At 40.3% G+C, this 20,876-nt stretch carries 5 protein-coding genes; 1 reads left to right on the top strand and 4 read right to left on the bottom strand.

What is annotated here, in order from left to right:
• Positions 1-62: 62 nt before the first annotated feature.
• On the top strand, positions 63-1,178 hold the full coding sequence (locus tag ACN9MR_RS19920) for a sensor histidine kinase (protein WP_426326292.1): 1,116 nt from the start codon (positions 63-65) through the stop codon (positions 1,176-1,178).
• On the opposite strand, the gene ACN9MR_RS19925 is transcribed toward ACN9MR_RS19920, so the two are convergent.
• The 4 genes from ACN9MR_RS19925 to ACN9MR_RS19940 all read right to left on the bottom strand — a co-directional run bounded on the left by ACN9MR_RS19925 (position 1,175) and on the right by ACN9MR_RS19940 (position 20,715).
• The gene (locus ACN9MR_RS19925; protein ID WP_426326293.1) at positions 1,175-3,973 is read right to left on the bottom strand and encodes a thiopeptide-type bacteriocin biosynthesis protein; all 2,799 of its coding nucleotides are present in this window, start codon (positions 3,971-3,973) and stop codon (positions 1,175-1,177) included. The genes ACN9MR_RS19920 and ACN9MR_RS19925 overlap by 4 nt on opposite strands.
• Before the next feature lie 236 nt (positions 3,974-4,209).
• Positions 4,210-6,210: an OmpA family protein gene (locus ACN9MR_RS19930; RefSeq protein ID WP_426326294.1), complete on the bottom strand. Its 2,001-nt coding sequence runs from the start codon at positions 6,208-6,210 to the stop codon at positions 4,210-4,212.
• An 8-nt stretch (positions 6,211-6,218) separates the two neighbouring features.
• Positions 6,219-7,220, bottom strand: coding sequence for a PorP/SprF family type IX secretion system membrane protein (locus ACN9MR_RS19935; RefSeq protein ID WP_426326295.1), 1,002 nt, complete (start codon positions 7,218-7,220; stop codon positions 6,219-6,221).
• A gap of 37 nt (positions 7,221-7,257) precedes the next feature.
• Complete coding sequence (locus ACN9MR_RS19940; protein WP_426326296.1) at positions 7,258-20,715, bottom strand: putative Ig domain-containing protein; 13,458 nt, start codon at positions 20,713-20,715, stop codon at positions 7,258-7,260.
• Positions 20,716-20,876 lie beyond the last annotated feature (161 nt).

Genomic DNA, 20,876 nt, shown 5'->3' on the forward strand with positions numbered 1-20,876 from the left:
TTTTACACAAACCCCTACTTTTGGGAGATAAAAACCCCATTTCAATAGATTAAAAGAAAAAAATGAACTTTTTAAACCTAAAAACATTCTACGAAAAGTATAAATTTCACTTATTAGTTTGGAGTCTTTACATCGTTTATGAGGTGTTTATTCTTGGTTTAGCCACCAACAGATTCAGAGAACCTGGAGCTTATCTGCTTGTATATATTGTTAGTATTACAACGTTCTATACTCATGGCTTTTTACTAAAAAAAATATTAAAAACGGGTTCGAATGCTATAAAAACATTAAAGATTACCCTACTAATTTTTGTAATCATTTTCGCATATGTTGTTTCTACATTTCTTCTCATTATCCTATTCGAAAAAACAAGACTAATTGCTACAAATCCGGACAGAGCTTTTGACAGGGAATTTGTTTTGGCCTGCATCTATCGTTCTATATTATATGTTGGTTATTCTACTGGTTACGTTTACATTATCAAATCATTTCAGGATCAGAAGAAAGTAGAAGCATTAGAACGCCAAAACCTGGTTACCCAGATAGAGAAGCAGGCATTAGAGAACGACCTTGTGCAATCACAGAATAATTATCTGCGGAGTCAGATCAATCCACACTTTCTATTTAATACTTTAAACTTTATTTATAACGACGCCCGCAAAAAGGCACCTATGGCGGCAGATGCAATTATGAATCTGGCCGAAATGATGCGTTATGCCCTAAAACGTCCTGAAGCATCAGAAATGGTTCCACTAAGTGAAGAAATTGAGCAAATTGAACACCTAATCAATCTGCATAAACTCCGAACAGCTAACACAATTAATCTGGAACTTGAGGTAACGGGCGATATGTTCGGGTTAAGATTTCCACCGCTTATCTTATTAACTTTGGTTGAAAACATATTTAAACATGGAAATGTTTCTCACTCTACTCAACCGGCCCTTATTAAAATTGCTTACCAAAAGGACAACCTTAGTATCAGTACCATAAACATGATTAATGATAATAAGGGCAAACAGACAGAAAGCCATCACGTAGGGATTGACAATATTGGCAAGCGCCTTAGTAATTTTTACGGCAATGATTATGTATTCAGATATTACAAAGACCCACTTAACCGGTACATTACTGAAATAAATGTAACTGTTGTTAACCCCTTGGCCAGGTTAAACCGTTAAGCTTTCATCGCATTTTGACGCTGGATATCTTTTAGCAGAAAATAATACATAACCATTTCATGTGTCCGCTGATCTTTGCTGAAAAGTCTGTTTACGTGCATGTGCATTAAATCGGTTAATAGCTTTAGTGCGTTTTCGGGAACACATTGTTTAAGAATTTTGATAAACGAATCCGAAAACTCATCGAACTCCTGCTCCTGCGTTGCTGTTAACGCTGTCCATTCTGTTTTACGAAACTCCTGATAGTGGCTGTTTAATTGTTTAAAATCAGCAGCATCTAATCGATGTTCCTCATTAAAGGTATCAGACATTATTCGTATGGTCTTATTGATGGCCAGCTTATCTACAATGTTAGATCCGATAATCCTTGAAATCAAAAGGCTACATAATTTATATTTGTTGAAATCATCAGTCTGAGTTTCTAAAAGCGATAATACAAATTCACTGTCTACAGCAAAATGCTGCTCAACATCTTCGATCATGTTGCTGCCATAACGCTCTAACTCACGCTTATAGGTTTTAATCTGCACGTCAGATACCAAACCTGAATTTGAAAACAATTCCAGATCATCCATGAGTTTTGATGTTAACAGCTGCCCATCCCTTGGATTGTTTAGTTGAACCCTGAACCTGATGTGGTTTCCATTTTCATTGTAGCGGATAAAAAACCACGATTTGACCTGGTCAGTATGTGCGGATATGAAGGGTGCAATCACTTCTGTCAAAATCTGATCACCGCGCTGCTGGTGGCAATAAATTTCGAAATAGAGCCATTCCTTACCTGGCAGAAAAAACCGCGTTACCTCAGCATTTGCTGATGTTTTAGCCAAACCACGATAAATTTCTTCGCCATGACTTATACTTAAAACAAACTGAGCTAAATAGGGCTTAGTTGCTTCATCAACCACGATACTGTTTTGAGGCAGTAACATTTCTTCTATGTATGTGCTTCCATGTTTTTGCAGGTATTGCAGAAAAGCATTTATATCATCGTCGTTTTGTAGGGCAAAGCATAATGTTTGATCGGATATACCTGCTTTAAAATATTCGCTAACGCCTAAATTGCTCAGATATGACCTACTGTTGGCGACAGAAAGCGACTTTTGACCGGCACCTAAAAGGGCTTCTTTTTTAACTCTCCATTTATTACTGCTTAAAACTATATTTTGATATTGTAATCTTGGATAATAATCCAAATCAGGGAAAACAGTATCAAGTGGAAGGGAAAGATTTGTTTGTAAGCCTTGATGCTGCAAATCGCACAGTAATCTAAATACAGAAAGATCAGAACGGATATAGTTGTACGCAGAAGCCATTCTTGGTACGAGCCGTTTATTTAAATGCTTAGAGCGAAGGATGATCTCTGTACCCCGAATTGAAATCTGTATATCATTTAAGGCAAGTGGCGATGCTGAGGTATCAAAATTTAAGATTGATAATTGATGCCCATAAATCAGTTTTCGCCTGTTTACATTATCTACATTGGCCTCAACCATATAGGCCACATCAAAAAATAAAACCTCGGGGTTTGCTTGTTGTTCGGCGCCCGCAATATCTTTAGCATATTGTGCTACATCATCGGCTGCCATTGTAAATCTTCCGCTTAATGCATTTGATGTTGCTCCACCTATCTGTTCGATAAAAATCAAATCGTCATGAACAGACATTACCATGCTAAATGAATTGGGTAAGGCTGCTAATTTCTGATTCGGCGTTAAGGTAAGTTTATTCAGATAAACAGTTTTACCTTTTTCGAAGCTTTGTTCCGTTAGGAAGGTTTTTAATGCTGTTTTAATATTTTCTGCTTCCGCTTTTTTCGGCGGCTTCGTATTGAAGCGTGTGATAAACTCGCTGTTTTGACCAGCCTGCTCCAACTCATCGTAGCCTACACCCATTTCCGGATCTAGTGCCAGTAATAGTGGTACTTCCTGATCCTCAAATTTCTTTTTAAACCTGATCTGAAACTGGCTAAGGGCATCGCGATCTTTTGCGGGCATCACACCATGGAGTATATTGATCAAACCTGGAATAGCCTGAAGCAAACGTTCATTAATACCACCCGATAAAGCTGTGCGTTGCGCGATAAGATATTTTGGTAACTCAGCGTTAGCAGTGAGCCCTAAACGTTCAAAATAATCATCCCCTATAATATTGGGATCGTAGTTGGTAAAAACAAGCTGTAAATCGTGCATATCCTGCAGCAAGGCAAACAGGTTTTCAGTTTCAGCATCATTTAAGTTTAATTGTTTTACCAGATCGTTAAGCCTAACCGGTGTTAAGCAAGCAGCCAATATTTGTTTTACAAAGTCGTCCTGATCTAACTCTGCAAGTTCAAAAACACCATCGGTACAGGCTATATAACGGATACTATTGGGCGTTAAATAATAACTGCTGTTACTAAATATCAGGCAGTTCTTTCGTAACAATTCTGCCAATGACAATTGGATATTATTCTTATAGGGCCAATCAACCAGTTCGCGTAGCTTTTGGTTTTCTTCAATTACTATTCTGCTATCTGATGATTTAATGGCATCACTTAACAAACTAAAACCAGCAAAAGTGCCATAAGGGGTTGACCGGAATTTCGCACGGTTAAAATATTTCCAGATGGTAAAATAAACTTTAGGCGGAAGATTTTTTAGTTCGTTTGCCTTTACTTCTTTTATGGTTTCGTAAAATGTTGCAGAAGATATTGCTATTGCCGCTTTTAATTCCTCCCAGCAATCTGCAAGTTCAGATTGATATGAAAATTTAGGTGTTCTAAAAATTACGGTTGGTTGGATATTAAGTTTCATTGAATTTAAATGGTGGGCGAAAATTACAAAGATTAATTTAAAAAGTTATCAATTAGCAGTTTTCAGTTTGCAGTTGATCGTTCCATATTCTTTTGTTGATCGGGATTTGCAATCCCGACTCCTGAACTCAGGGTTTAAATCCTTTAGTAGTGGTTACAAATCCCGACCAACTTAATTTAAAACTAAAAAGCCATCTTCTTATTAGGAAGATGGCTCACCGGGATGTTATTTGTATTTTATTTTTTGGTTACTTTAAATTCTGTTCTTCTGTTTTTTGCTCTTCCTTCAGGATTATCTTTTTTCTTGCGTTTCACTACAATCTCGTTTGGCGCAATTGGCATTGATTCTCCATATCCTTTAGAGGTCATTCTGGCAGCAGCAATACCTTTACTTTCTAAATAATCGGTACAAGATTTAGCTCTTCTGTTCGATAGATCTAAGTTATACTCATCTGTTCCAATGTTATCGGTATGAGAACCTAATTCGATTTCCATTTCAGGATTATCTTCCATAATCGGGATCAGGAAGTCTAATACTTTTTTAGAAGGCTCGGTAAGTTCAGCACTGTTAAATTCGTAATAAACGTTATCCAAAGCCATTGGGATACCTAATTTGAAAGGGCTTAAGCAATAATCTTTATAAATCAAGGTATCTGCTTTTGCCAATTCTTCATAAGGATAGTTTTTGGTAATTGCGAAATAATTATCTTTCGCAAAAAGCAATTTGATTGGTCTTTTCGAATCTACCTTAAACCTATAAATACCATCGGTACCAGTTGTAATTTTCTGAGTACCTTCTGCATTGGTAAGGGTTACATTTGCACCTGCTAAAGGCAATTTAGTTTTACAGTCAGTTAAAATACCTGCAATTGAGAAGTATTCTTTTTTCACTTCAAATACCTCTAAACAGCATGATGATTCGCGATCAGAACTGATATATCCTTTTGTTCCCTTATCATCTGTTGCAGTGAAGTAAAGATCATCTTTTGATGAGTTAAACGGATAACCTGCATTTTTTGGCTTGGTCCAATCTACAAGATCACCTTCTGACTCAAAGAAATCGAGACCACCAAAACCTATTCTACCATCGGTACTGAATAATAACTTTTTGGTTAACGGATTATAGTAAGGTGCACGTTCATCATCTTCAGTATTAATAGTTGGGCCAAAATTTACTGCCTGGCCTAAAGATCCGTCTTCGCGAACGGTACAATACCAAAGATCGTACTTACCATAACCACCGCTTCTATCAGATGAGAAAAGCAGGAATTTACCATCGCTGGTTACAAATGGTTGAGTTGAATTAAAATCTTTACTATTTACCTGTAAACCAACTGGTAGTGGATCACCCCATTTATCACCTGTCTTTTTAGAAGAATAAATGGCATATTTTTCTTTATCCTTCCAGGCCGTAAAGTATACTGTATTTCCATCGGGAGTAAAAGTAGCAGCAGCAACTTCCATGTTTTTAGGGAAACTGATATCGATTTTTCTCACTGCAATATCAGCTGAAGTTAGTTCGCCTTTGGCTGCATAAATATTATTAAGGAATGGATTGGTTTTAGTTGATACCTGAACCTCTCCAGCATCTGTTTTAACCATGTCTTTTTTACTACCTACAGCAACCGGACGGGATGAAGTAAAATACAACTCGTTATTGATTTTAACAGGAGCATAATTAGAACCTAAACCATTTACATTACCAGGTACTTTTTTAACCTGCACCATGCGTGGAAAACGCATTTCTTCGATCGCAAACTTACACGATTCGATTTCCTTTTGAGCGTCCTTTACCAAAGCATCTCCAGGATTTTTTTGGATGAACTGCTGAAAAGCATCGATAGCCAGGTTAAATTTTTTATTTGCCCTTAAGCTTTCTGCATAATAAAACAGCGCCTTTCTAAAACGTGTATTGGTAAAGGTGATTGCTATTGCATAATATTTTTCAGCTTCGTTAAATTCCCTATACAATCTACTAGATTCTGCAAGGTTATAAATCGATCCTTCATAATCGTCTATCACTTTATCATCAGTCGCTGATTTCCTTTCCATACCGTACGGTAAAATGGCCTGGGTACTATCTCCAGTAATTTTTAAGGCTTTTTTATAAAAAGTAGATGCTGCGTAGTAATCCTTATTTTCGAAATAAGTATCTGCAACCTTTTTATAATTCACCACATACTGTGCGTTTGCAAAACCGCCAAATGCCACTAACAAAAAGAGTAATATTTTTTTCATTTGATTAATTATAAACGTGGACAAAAGAAGTTTGGACCAATAAGACCGTTACGGCCAATTAAGGAAATCGAAAGCTCTAAACCACCGTTACTGTTAGAAGCGCGGTTGAAGGTAGAGGTATTAATATCGTAACTTAACCCGAAAACCATATTCTTTAACTGTAGGCCAACAAAGGCAATTGCAGCATCTTTATTACGGTAGTTACCACCAAACAAAATGTTTGCCGATGGATTAACGTTAAGCTGTGCATAAGCACCCAACGATAGCTCGTTTGTATTACCCTGGTACATAAACAATGCATTAGGTACAATATCCAATAACTCTGAAGCCTTGATCCGCGCTCCGCCATGCGCAGTAAAACGAACAGGGATACGTGAATTTGAACCAGAGAAACGATCCATCGGGCGGGTTAAGTGTGCTGCACTTGCGCCTAAGAAAACGTTTACACTTTTGTTGGGGTTACCATCAAAATACATGATACCTGCATTTACATCAGGAACCAATGAGGATTGAGATGAAAGTGTTTCGCCGCTCATCATACCACCATCATAACCTGAAATTGGATTAAACTGGTTACCAAACCTGGCCTGAGAGAAATCGAAACTACGGTTAATTACACCGGCTTGTAATCCAAAACTCACCATCTGTAAACCTTCTGCACCAAACCTTAAACGGTACGAACCTGATACCAGGGCAGAAAGGTAGTTAAAATCTAACTCCCCAGCCCTTTGGTTTAAGATGGTGGCACCAAATGCGAAGTTCTTTTTTGGAGCCATATCGAACGATGCTCCACCTGTTAAGAAAGAACTGTTTAGTGCACTCCATTGTTGTTTAAAGTTTACAGTTGCACGGTAATCGCCGTCTATTACCCCGGTTAAGGCCGGGTTAAGATATAACGGGTTTGCATAATATTGTGAAAAATGCGGATCAGTTTGTGCAAAGGACTTAGCTGTACACAGCAGTAATCCTAGCACTGCAACATATATTTTTAAAGCCGATAGTATTTTCATGGTCTTTGATTTTATCTGTTTATTGTTAATCCTCTTCTTATCTAATCAGCGTTACTGTACCTTTTCTTAATGATGTTGTTCCATTGGTGAATGTAATATCAACCATGTACACATAAACTCCGATCGGTTGATTTACCCCTTTGAAAGTTCCATCCCATCCATTGGCAACATTATCTGACTGGAATATCAATTGACCCCATTGTGTGAAAATGCTCATTCTGGCGCCTGATATGGTGTTACCGTAGATTAAGAATGTATCGTTTTTACCGTCGTTATTTGGTGTAAATGCGTTTGGTATATAAACCTGATCTCCAAAAGGATTAGCTGCTTTACCCGTTACCGGAATCGAATTTGCGCTGGTTTGGCACTCAATCTGACCTCTGGCTCGTACAATAATGGTTACACTTTGATCTGGTTTTAAGCCTGCTACCAAGTAAGTAGTTCCGGTTGATCCGCTTGTTGGGTTTACCCATGTTAAGCCATTATCCTGAGAAACTTCGTAAGCGGTAGCACCTGCAACCGCAGCCCATGCAAAGGTTACACTGTTTGGTGTTGTGCTTTGTACCACTACTACTGGTTTTTCTAACACTGGCAGTACATTAACAGTAACGCCTGTTCTTGTTGGACTAGCACAACCACCCACAGCTATTGCCTCTACATAGTAGATTGTTGTCGCAGTTAAGTTTGGTGTAGTAAAGGTTATACCTTCCGCCAGTACAGAACCTCCAGAGCTTGCTGCATACCATCTGTAAACCAATCCTGTTACCGGATTATTAACCGATAATATGGTTGAGCTACCTGCGCAAAGTGTTCCATTTGCCGCTGTTACCGATGCTGGTGCAACTGGTACCGGAAGTGCAATTACATTTACTGGTGTTCTAGATGATGAGACACAAGTTCCATTTGCACCTTCAACATAGTATGTAATGTTTGCATTAACTGCAGGAGTGGTAAAGTTTACTCCGGTTCCAGCCAATGTTCCGCCCGCAGCTGCAGTATACCAATTGTATGTTACACCTGTTTGAGGACTTGTTACCGTTAATACAGCTGGACTTCCAGTACAAACATTAACAGATGTTGCTGCGACAGTTGGAACTGTTGGTTTTGCGTTAACTGTAACTGTTACTTTAACACGTCCTCCGTTGTTGTTACAACCTCCTGTTCCGATTGCTAAAATGTAATAATCTGTTGTTGCAGCTAAGGCTGTTACATTGAATGTTGTTCCTGTGAATAATAAATTACCACCAACCGCTGAAGTGTACCATTCGTAAGTAACACCTGCCTGTGCATTCGTTACTGTTAGGGTGGCTCCATCACCTGCGCATATGCCTCCATTTGGAACAGATACCACTGGGTTGTTTGGTGATGCATTTACTGTAATGGCTACAGCCCTTGCTGTTGCTGCAGTATTTTCACATTTATTATCGCCTTTAACGGTTACATAATAAGTTGTACTTGCAGTTAATACTGGTGTAGTAAACACTGGGCCAGTAAATACCACTGTATTTAAAGTAGCATCGCTATACCAGGTAAATATTGGGTTGGTAACCGTTGTGCTTGTTGCTGCTAATGTTGCGGCTGTACTTGCACACACTGAAGTTGATCCATTTACTGTGATATCTGTTGCCACCGCACCTGGATTAACAATAACAGTTACTGTTTTTACATTAGCTGCTGTATTTTCACATCTATTAGCACCTTTAACGGTTACATAATAAGTTTTAGTGGCAGTTAATACCGGAGTGGTAAATATTGGTCCGGTAAAGGCTACACTTGTTAATGAAGCATCGTTGTACCAGGTAAATACCGGGCTGGTAACCGTTGCAGAACTTGCATTGATTACTGCTGTTCCAGAACCACATATTCTAGCTGGGGCCGATAATGTGATGTCGGCAGCTGTTGCACCTGCATTTACATTAACGGTAACTACTTTTGCATTTGCAGCAGAACTCTCACATCTGTTATCACCTTTTACAGTTAGGTAATATTTAGTTGTTGCGGTTAATGCTGGTGTGTTAAAAGTTGCTCCTGTAAATACTGGCGTTGTTAAAGCAGCATCGCTGTACCAGGTAAATACTGGATTGGTTACTGTTGTAGTACTGGCCACTAAGCTGGCTGACGATCCTGCACAAATGGTGGCATCTGTTGCAGTAACATCAGTTGCTGAAGCTACCGAGTTAACAACAATGTTAACAGATTTAGCAGTAGCGGCACTGCTTTCGCACTTATTATCTCCTTTTACAGTTACATAATAAGTAGTGTTGGCTGTTAAAGTTGGTGTAGTAAACACTGCACCTACAAAAGCTACATCAGTTAACGTTGCATTGGTATACCAGGTAAATACCGGGTTAGTAACTGTTGTGCTACTTGCCGTTAATACTGCTTTAGATCCTCCGCAAATATTTGTTGATCCATTTACGACGATATCACTTGCAACTGCAATCGGGTTAACTTTAATGGTTACTGCTGCTGCATTTGCTGCGGTATTTTCACACTTGTTAGCACCTTTTACGGTTACATAATAAGTAGTAGTGACAGTTAATACCGGAGTGGTAAATATTGGTCCGGTAAAGGCAACACTTGTTAATGAAGCATCGTTGTACCAGGTAAATATTGGACTGGTTACTGTCGTTGAGCTTGCGTTGATTACTGCTGTACCCGATCCACATACCAATGTAGGCGTTGATAAGGTAATATCTGCAGCTGTTGCACTCTGATTAACATTTACAGTTACCACTTTTGCAGTGATACCTGAGTTTTCACATTTATTATCACCCTTAACCGTAACATAGTATTTAGTTGTTGCCGTTAATACCGGGGTAACGAATGATGTACCTACATAAGCTACCGAAGTTAAAGCAGCATCGTTGTACCAGGTAAATGTTGGATTGGTAACGGTTGTTGTACTTGCTACCAGGGTAGTACCAGATCCTGAGCAGATTGTTGCATCAGTAGCGGTTATATCGGAAGCTGTAGAAACCGGACTAACAGTTATGGTAATTACTCTGGCAGTACCAGGAGCATTCTCACATTTATTATCACCTTTTACAGTTACATAATAAGTAGTGGTGCTGGTTAAGGCTGGTGTAGTATATGTTGCGCCAATGAAACTTACATTGGTTAATGCTGCATCACTGTACCAGGTAAATACTGGGTTGGTTACTGTTGGAGATGTTGCAGTTAATACCGCCGATGATCCTGCACAGGCCACTGTGCTTCCGCTAAGAATAATATCGGTGGTAGTTGCCAAAGGATTAACGGTTATTGTTACCGCTTTGGCATCTGCGGCACTGTTTTCACATTTATTGGCACCTTTAACACTTACATAATAAGTAGTTGTTGCAGTTAAACCAGTTACTGTGAAAGTTGGGCCTGTAAATACTACACTTGTTAATGATGCATCACTATACCAGGTGAATACCGGTTGAGTAACCGTAGTACTCGAAGCCATTAACATTACGGTAGAACCTGAACAGATTTGAGCATTGCTTACCGCAATATCTGCTGATGTTGCAAACTCTTTAACTGTTACAGTAGCAACCTTAGCATTTGCCGCTAAATTTTCACATTTATTATCGCCTTTTACGGTTACATAATAAGTAGTGGTTGCATTAAGTGCAGGCGTAGTAAAGCTAGCACCTACATGAGCTACTGTAGTTAAAGCAGCATCGCTATACCAGGTAAATACAGGATTGATTACTGTTGTTGTTGAAGCAGACAGTACAGCTGTAGATCCTTTACAGATTGATGCAATTCCGTTAATGGCGAGGTCTGAATCAGTAGCCGCAGGATTAACCGTAATGGTAATCGATTTTGCAGTAGCTGCTGTATTCTCACATTTATTATCGCCTTTAACTGTCACATAATAAGTAGTGGTTGCAGTAAGTACCGGCGTAACAAAGTTAGCACCAGTAAATGCTACTGTAGTTAAAGCCGCATCACTGTACCAGGTAAATACCGGGTTGGTTACCGTTGTGCTTGTTGCATTTAAAGTAACTGAAGAACCACCGCAAACGGTACTTGTTCCAGCTAGGTTAATATCAGATGGGGTAGCAACAGGATTTACCGTAATGGTAACCTCTTTTGCATTACCCGCTGAGTTAGCACATTTATTTGTTCCGCTAACGGTAACATAGTATTTGGTAGTTGCGGTAATGGCAGGCGTATTAAATACTGCACCAACAAATGCAACCTGTGTTAAAGCGGCATCAGTGTACCAGGTAAATACCGGACTGGTTACTGTTGTACTGGCTGCTGTAAGCACCGCTGTACCAGAAGCACATAATGATGTTGTTCCGGTTACAGTTAAATCGGCAGCAACTGCTGATGGATTAACAGTGATAGAAACCTTAGTACGTGTTGAGTTCGAGCAACCTGTTCCACTTACCGCTTCAACATAATAATCGTATGTTCCTGCTGCAAGTGATGCAGATGTAGTAAAGCTACTGTTATTGGTTACCAACATGTTTCCTGCTGTAGCTGCATCGTACCAGTTATAAGTTACTCCAGCAACAGCCTGTACACTTAAAGTAGCAGGTGAGCCGATACAAGTTGTAGCTGGATTGTTAGTTGATGGAATCGGTGCTACTGGTGGAGTTAAAATAGTTACCGTTACTTTGGTTCCTACAGTCTCACAACCGTTAGCCGTAGCCGTTACCGAATAAGTATAAGTTCCAGCAGTTAAAGTTGGGTCTGTTGTGAAAGTTGCTCCATCTTTTCCTGCTTGATAAGTTGTGCCTAAGTACCATTTATACACTACACCAGCTTGTGGGTTCTGAACACTTAAGGTTGCAGATGATCCTTGACAAGCGCTTGCTGTAGCTGCTGTAACTGTTGGTGTAGTGATTACCCTTTGTGCATAATCTAAATTAACAGATGTTAATGCCCCAAGGAGACCTGAGCTTAATCTCAATTCTACGCCATCAAATTTACTGGTTGGTACGAAAGTTAATATAGCAGATGTATTGCCTGTTAATAGTTTTAAGCTAATTAATGGGTTAGAAATAGAAACCGCATCGTTATTGCTGGTTGTACCTTGGAAAGTTGTTAACGTTAAGTTATTTAATACTCCTACCGAAAGTAATGTACCTGGAGTGGTAATTTTCACTCTTAAGGTATCACCTACATTTGATAAGCCTGTAAAACCAACATGGTGATAAACAGATGCACCAAGTAATCCCACAGGGATCACCAAGCTAGATCCTGTGTTGATGTCGTTATCAACCGCAAAAGTTGGGTTGTAAACTCCAGCCAATACAGCCACTCCTGTTACACCGCTTGCAACTGTTGTTGTAGCGGCTCCACATGGTGTAGTTACCGGGTTACCGTTAGGAATTACAGTAACGGTTACAGTTGCTCTGCTTGTTGCAGTACATCCACCAGGAATAGTAGCTTCTACATAATATGTAGTAGTTGCACTTAATTGCGGTGTTACATAAGTTTCGCCAGTAAATACTGGAACCACACCATTTGCAGTAGTGTACCAGTTAATGGTTGCGCCTGCTGTACTCGATGTTGCTTTTAATACCGCAACAGAACCTTCACTGATGGTGATTGATGGTGGTGTAATTACCGGAACATCGATAGTTCCCAATATAATTTTAGCCTCTGTTCTCGTTGATGAGCTACCGCAGCTGTTTACTGCCGCTACAAAGTAACTTCTATCAGCATTGATTAATGGTGTGGTAAAGTTATCACCGGTAAATAATACCGTTGTAGATGTTGCGGTATCGTACCAGTTATAGGTTGTGCCTACAATTGGGTTTTTAACCTGGAAAGTAACTGATGTATTAGGACAGGTATTTACAGATGCTGAAAGTAGATCTGGTGTTACCGGAGCTGGGTTTGTAGTTACATTTACTACCGTTTTATAACTCACGCAACCAGTTGCAGAAACTGCTGCAACATAGAATTTAGTATCGCCTGTTAAAACTGGGGTAGTAAATATGATACCATCTTTACCGGTTAGGTAAGTGCCTGTAGCATCGTACCACCTGTAAGTTAAGCTTGCTGATGGGTTGCTTACTTCAAGCTGTGCCGTTTGACCTACACAAGCCGTAACATTTGCTGATGCTACAGTAGGTGCAACCAAAATGCGTTGTGCGTAATTTAAGTTGATTGATGTTAAAGCACCTAATAAACCTGAGTTTAACCTAACCTCTACCCCGTCGAAAACATTCGTTGGAACAAAAGTGATTAACGCCTGGGTATTACCGCTCAATAATTGGATATTTATTAAGTTATCATTTAAAAACTTAGAATCACCATTACTGTTGGTTCCAACATAAGTAGTAATTGCCGCGTTTCCTAATAACGAAAGTGATAATAGTTTTCCTGGAGATGATACTAAAACTCGTACCGTATCACCTACTTTAGATAATGAGCCAAAACCAACTCTTTGATAAACTGATGCACCAAGCGCTCCTACCGGCATTACCAATGAAGATGCAGTTTGGGTATCGTTATCAATCGCCAATGCCGGGTTAAATACACCCGATAATAAAGCTACACCGTTAACACCATTAACCTGTGTGGTTGCAGCCTCGCAAGGAACCGGATTTGGAGATCCGTTACCATCAACTGTGATGGTAACCTGAACACGGCTTGCTGATGTACAACCATTTGTAGAAACCGATTCTACATAATAAGTTGTAGTAGCTAATAGCGGTGGTGTTACATAAGTTGCTCCTACATAAACTGGTGTAGTTGAAGTGCTAGAAGTGTACCAGTTGAAAGTATTGGTTGCATCTGCAGAACTAGCAGTTAAAATTGCAGTCTGACCTGCACTAACTGTTGATGAACTTGCAGTTACTACTGGTAAAGCCGGACGAGGATTTACTGATACTGCTGCTACAGCACGTGTAGTGCTTGTACAGTTTCCTTGAGATGCTTCTACATAATAAGTAGTTGCCGCTGTTAATGCCGGAGTTGGGAATACAGCGCCAGTGAATACTAAGTTTCCACCTACCGCAGCATCGTACCATTTATAAGTTACAGCAGCATCTGGATTGGCAACCGATAAAGTTGCTGATGATCCTTCACAAACATTAGCTATTGTTGCCAATACTGGTGTTGGTAACGCTGGTGTAACCGTTACAGTTACCGGAACTCTTGTTGTGTTCGGACAACCGCCTTTGCTTACCTGAATATAATAAGTAGTGGTAGCAGTTAAAGCTGGTGTAGTAAATGTTTCGCCAGTGGCCAATTGTGTACCACCAGTTGCAGCATCGTACCAGACTAATGTTGTACCACCGTTTGCAGTTGCAGCTAATGTTGCTGTACTTCCGGCACAAATGGTTTGTGCACCAGCAGTTATTGTTGGGCTAGGATAAATTACGGTGGCACCATAAATATCTAAGCTGGTGAGTACCGATGCTAATGCACCAAAGCTTACTTGTACCCTATCATAAGCACCTCCTGCCAATATAGTTGCAGCAAAACGGTTACCTGATAAAAGTCGAAGATTTAACAGCCCACCATTTAATTGTACTGTTTTTACAACCGTGGTACCATTTAATATGGTAACGGTTACGTTGTTTAATAAACCAACATCGGCTAAACCGGTCGGTAAAGCTAAATCTAAACGAAGACTATCAGTAGCTGTTCCAACTGTTGGGAAAATTAATTGTTGATAACCTGATGCACCAACACCTACAGAAAGTGATATTCTGGTAAAGTTAGAAGGATCAGCATCAGTAGAATTTCCAGCGCCGTTTATTCCACACAATAAACAAATTCCGTTTATACCTGTGTTTTGCGAATTAGCTGCGTTACAAGCAGTACCACCACCATTGTTTAATACGGTAACAGTTACCGGAACACGGGTTGCACTTTTACAACCACTGGCATTTGTTGTTTCTACATAATAAGTTGTAGTAGCCGATAATACCGGAGTAACAAATGAAGTACCTGTTCCTACCTGCGTTCCGCCTGTTGCGGCATCGTACCATTGAATGGTATTGCCCGCATCGGCCGTTGCTAACAATGTAGTAGACTGACCAGCATTAATTACCTGGTTGTTCGTAGTTACTGTTGCAGCTGTTGCTGGTGGGTTAACTGAAACATTAACAGCAGTTCTCGAACTTACTGCAGTTCCAGATACCGCCTCTACATAAAATACTGTTGGAGCGGTTACTGCAGGTGTTACAAAAACACCTGTGTTATTGGTAACCAATGGCGTACTTCCTGTCGAAGCATACCAGTTGTAAGTTACGCCGGCTTGCAAATTGCTAACGCTTAATGTTGCTGGGCTTCCAGAACAAACAGTTGCTGCAGCAACTACCGGAGCATTAACCGTTACAGTTAAGCTATAAGCTGTTGTTGCTTTGTTTCCGTTTGCGTCTGTTGCAGTTAAAGAAATCGTAAAGGTTCCACCTAAAGTTGGTGTTCCTGTAATTTCTCTTGTTGCAGTATTAAAACTTAATCCCGGAGGAAGGTTTGTTGCTAAATAAGTATAAGGAGCCGTTCCACCTGTTACCGCTGGTAAAGTTTGTGTTGGATAAGGTGTACCTACAATACCGTTTGGTAGCGTTGCACCTGGCAATGATAATACACCTATTACTTTAAGAGCATAAGTATTACTTGCGGTTCTGCCTTCACTATCAGTAGCGGTTACACCGATCGAATAATTTCCGGCCTGTGTAGGTGTTCCTGAGACTTCTCTTGTTGCTGGATTAAAAGTTAATCCGGCTGGAAGGTTGCTTGCTACATAAGTATAAGGACCAACACCACCAGTTGCCGATGGTAAGGTTTGTGTAGCGTAAACTGTTCCTTCTGTTCCATCAGGCAAGGTTGCCGCTGGTAACAATAAAGGATCAACCACTACGATTGTATAGTTATTGGTTGCTGTTTTTCCATCAGCATCGGTAACTGTAACCGGTACGGTGAAAGTTCCGGATTGCGTAGGTGTTCCCGTAATTTCTCTTGTTGCCGGATCAAAGGTTAATCCCGGAGGAAGACCAGTTGCCGCATAAGTATAAGGTGTTGATCCGCCTGTTGCAGATGGAATAGTTTGTGTTGGATAAACTGTTCCTGTTGTTCCGTTAGCTAAAGTTGCTGCTGGTAAAACCAGTGGATCAGTTACTTTAAGTGTATAGTTAGCAGTAATGGTATTGCCATTAGCATCTGTTACTGTAACCGGAATGGTAAAAGTTCCAATTTGAGTTGGTGTACCTGTAATTTCTCTTGTTGCCGGATTAAAGGTTAATCCCGGAGGAACACCGGTAGCTGAATAAGTATATGGTCCGGTTCCACCTGTTGCAGCTGGAATTCCATTTGTAGTATAGGCTGTACCTGTTACACCGTTAGGCAATGCTCCAGGAACCAAAGCCAATGCTGGTGTTACGGTTAAAGTAAAGGTTGAAGTTGTGCTGCAACCTTTTGTATCAGTTGCTACAACATCGAATGTTGGGTTACCTGCTGCTGTTGGTGTTCCACTTACCAGACCACTTGGCGATAAAGTTAAACCAGCTGGCAAAGTACTACCTGCAGCTAAAGTGTAAGTATAACCAGGTGTACCACCAGTAGCCACCGGAAGTTGTTTACTGTAAGGAGATGCAATGGTTGCATTGGTTAAAGTTGCACCAGCAAATACAATTGCAGGATTAACAGTAATGGTTACCGGAACTCTTGTTGTGTTTGAACAAGTTCCTTTGCTTACCTGAACGTAATAAGTAGTCGTTGCTGTTAAAGCAGGAGTGGTAAAGTTTGCACCCGTACCTACTTGGTTTCCGCCTGTTAGTGCATCGAACCAGGCTAAAGTTGTACCACCATTTGCAGTTGCACTTAGTGTTGCGGTACTGCCTGAACAGATAGATTGTGCCCCAGCTATAAACGTTGGATTAGGGTAAACAACTGTTGCACCATAAATATCTAAACTTGTTAATGCCGAAACTAAGGCACCGAAGCTTACCTGTACCCTATCGTAAGCACCGCCAGCCAAAACTGTCGCTGCAAAACGGTTACCAGATAAAAGTTGAAGATTTAGCAATGTAGGATTTACCTGTACTGTTCTTACAACTGTAGTACCGTTTAATACGGTAATGGTTATATTATTTAAAAGACCAACATCAGCTAAACCACCTGGTAAAGCTAAATCTAAACGGATACTATCTGTAGCTACACCTGTTGATGGGAAGATTAATTGTTGGTAACCAGTTGCACCAACACCAACCGCTAATGATATTCTGGTAAAGTTGGTCGCATCAGCATCTGTAGAGTTTCCAGCTCCACTTATACCGCACAATAAACAAATTCCGTTTATTCCTGTGTTTTGGCTGTTTGCAGCATTACAAGCTGTTGCTCCACCACCGTTAATAACCGTAACGGTTACTGGCACACGGCTTGCGCTTTTACATCCGCTAGCGCTTGTGGTTTCTATATAATAAATTTTGGTTGCTGTTAAAGCTGGTGTAGTAAATGATGTTCCTGTTCCAACTTGTGTTCCTGCTGTTGCGGCATCAAACCAGGCGATGGTATTTCCAGCATCAGCCGTTGCAGTTAATGTTGTGGTTTGTCCAGAGTTGATTACCTGGTTATTGGTTGTAACCGTAGCTAAAGTCGCAGGTGGGTTAACCGAAACCGAAACAGATGTTCTTGAACTAATCGCTGTTCCAGAAACTGCCTCAACATAAAACACCGTTGCCGAATTTACAACAGGTGTTACAAAAGTACCGTTGTTACCGGTTACCAATGGAGTGCTTCCTGTTGATGCATACCAGTTATAAGTTACACCAGCCTGAAGGTTGCTTACTGTTAAAGTAGCGGTGCTTCCGGTACATACTGTAGCAGAAGCCACAACCGGAGCACTAACCGTTACAGTTATTGCATAAGTGGTAGTCGCTTTATTATTATTAGCATCTGTAGCTGTTACAGAAATATTATAGGTACCACCTTGTGTTGGTGTTCCGGTAATTTCTCTTGTAGTTGGATTGAACGATAATCCCGGAGGAAGGTTCGTAGCTACATAAGTATATGGCGAAGTACCACCAGTTACCGCAGGTAACGTTTGTGGCAAGTATGAAGTACCAACAATTCCGTTCGGTAAAGTTTTTGTAGGCAAGCTTAACGTTCCAATTACTTTAATTGGATAAGTATTGCTTGCTGTTTTACCCTGACTATCGGTAACCGTAACATTTATTGCATAATTACCTGCCTGAGTTGGTGTACCAGTAACTTCTCTAGTTGTTGGATTAAATGTTAATCCTGCAGGAAGATCAGTGGCTACATAAGTATATGGTCCGACACCGCCTGTTGCAGCTGGCAGAACTTGTGTAGCATAAGCCACCCCCTCTGTTCCATCTGGCAAGGTTGCCGCTGGCAATGCCAATGGGCTATTTACAGTAATGCTATAATTTGTAGTTGCCGTTTTTCCATCAGCATCGGTCACCGTAACTGGCACGGTATAGGTTCCTGGTGTTGTTGGCGTACCGGTAATGGCCCTGGTTGACGGATTAAAAGCTAAACCTGGAGGAAGGCCTGTTGCCGAATAGGTGTAGGGCGTTGTTCCACCAGTTGCACTTGGAATAATCTGCGTTGGATAAGCTGTTCCTGTAGTACCATCAGCTAAAGTTGCTGTAGGTAATAATAATGGATCAGTAATTTTTACAGTATAATTCGAAGTAATGGTATTACCGTTGGCATCAACAACTGTAACTGGTATCGTATATATTCCAGGTTGAGTTGGTGTTCCGGTAATTTCTCTCGTTGTAGGATTAAAAGTTAAGCCTGGAGGAACACCGGTTGCAGTATAGGTATACGGCCCTGTTCCGCCGGTTGCAGCTGGAATAGTCTGTGTTGGATAAACCGTTCCTGTTAAACCATCAGGCAATGCGCCTGGAGTAAGTACCAATGCTGCAGTAACAGTTAAATTATAAGTAGCAGTTGCTTTACAGCCTTTGGCATCAGTTGCAACAACTGAAAAAGTGTAAGCATTGGCTACGGTTGGTGTTCCGGTAATTGCACCGGTTGATGATAAAGTTAAACCTGCTGGCAATGTACTTCCTGCTGCTAAAGCATAAGTATAACCTGCCGTTCCGCCTGCAGCTACATCCAATTGTTTAGAATAAGCAAAACCTGGTGTGGCATTGGCTAAAGTTGCACCATTAAAAATAATTTCTGGGTTAACTGTAATTACAACAGGCACCCTTGCCGATTCTGCTGTACAGCCTAATCTTCTGGCAGCAACATAATAAGTTTTGGAAGCGGTTAATGCAGGGGTAGTAAAAGTACCATCAAAAGCAACTGTTTGTAATGCTGTTCCGCCTTCTACGGCATCGTACCAAATTAGTTCGTTGGTATTTGGAGTAGTTGCGTTTAATGCCACTGTGCTATTATAACATGCAGCAATTGCACTGCTTGCCGGTGTTGGCCGTCCGGCTGAACGGGTTACGCCATAAACATTAATGGTTTGTGTGAGGTTTAGGGTAAGTACCGAACCGAGGGTAACCTTAACACGATCGAAGGGTACACCCGGAGAAAATGGTATTGATGCGGCCTGTCCACTGTTTAATAAGCCGAGTAAATCTACATTTAATAAGTTTGATACCGATGAGGTGTAAACCTGGGTATTGCCATTATAAGCAGTTACCGAAATATTCTGTAAAACACCTGCGGTTAAAAGTGCTGGAGTAGAGCTCAGTCTTAGGTTAAAATCATCACCGGCATTTGATGGTGTTGTAAAATAAAAATTTTGGCTAATGGACGAAGCCACGCCAAGTACTCCTAAACTTAGTTGAGAATAATTATTTGGATCCGAATCAATAGCCCTTTCACTATTGGTTACACCCGAACTACCCAATTGCAGGGCATCAAGTGTAATACCTGTGCCTTCATATCCTGTAGTAAATGCTTGCGCACAAGGATCAGTCCCTGAAGTATAAAATGAATAATAAACCTTTGTACTATTAGCAACAGAAAGCAAAAGCGCATTGGTTACATCTTTGATAAACACCCTATCGTAAGCCTGTGTAGGGGTTATTGCAATATAAAAGAACCCATTTGCATCTTTTACCAGTCGTAAATTATCTGCAGAAAACCCGTCTACACTATTCCCTCCTGTTGGGGGTACTGCTGTAGTACCATTTCTGGCACCTACCTGGAATGAATGATTTCCAAGAACTACTGTGCCCCCTACATTAGCCAATAAAGTACCTAAACTACCGCCTAGTAACCTGTTCAGGATATCACCATCAAAATCTATTCTGATATAGGAGGTAACTCCCGCAGCAACTGAAGCCGGATATTTTAATTCCAGTTCGCCACTAAACGACCCTATACCAACAGCAATGCCACCGTACGAATTAACTGTAGCAAAGCTATTGTTGTTTAATGTTGCATTTGTTGCATTATCAACATGATCCGATTTAGTAACGGTATTTGCAAATATTTTAGTTTGCGCATACGATTTAGCGGAGAAGAGCGTTAATAGAATGATGATTGCAATACAAGTATTGCGAATTATCCCTGTTTGGGAAGAGAAAGTATGAGTTTTCATCATGTCAGGCGTTATTTTAGGAGACTTACTATGTGCTATGCGACTGTTTGGTAAATTGTTCTGCAGGGCATTATATAATTATGACAAATCTAAATCTAGAATAGCATCCTATCCTATCCATTGCTATTCATTTTTGTGCAATCCATTTCATTCATTTTATTCAT

Origin of the sequence: Pedobacter sp. R-06, from assembly GCF_049913135.1 — a bacterium.
Taxonomy (GTDB): domain Bacteria; phylum Bacteroidota; class Bacteroidia; order Sphingobacteriales; family Sphingobacteriaceae; genus Pedobacter.

Coding starts and splice junctions, on each gene's coding strand:
- ACN9MR_RS19920 (WP_426326292.1), top strand. CDS start 63: ATGAACTTTTTAAACCTAAAAACATTCTACGAAAAGTATAAATTTCAC.
- ACN9MR_RS19925 (WP_426326293.1), bottom strand. CDS start 3,973: ATGAAACTTAATATCCAACCAACCGTAATTTTTAGAACACCTAAATTT.
- ACN9MR_RS19930 (WP_426326294.1), bottom strand. CDS start 6,210: ATGAAAAAAATATTACTCTTTTTGTTAGTGGCATTTGGCGGTTTTGCA.
- ACN9MR_RS19935 (WP_426326295.1), bottom strand. CDS start 7,220: ATGAAAATACTATCGGCTTTAAAAATATATGTTGCAGTGCTAGGATTA.
- ACN9MR_RS19940 (WP_426326296.1), bottom strand. CDS start 20,715: ATGATGAAAACTCATACTTTCTCTTCCCAAACAGGGATAATTCGCAAT.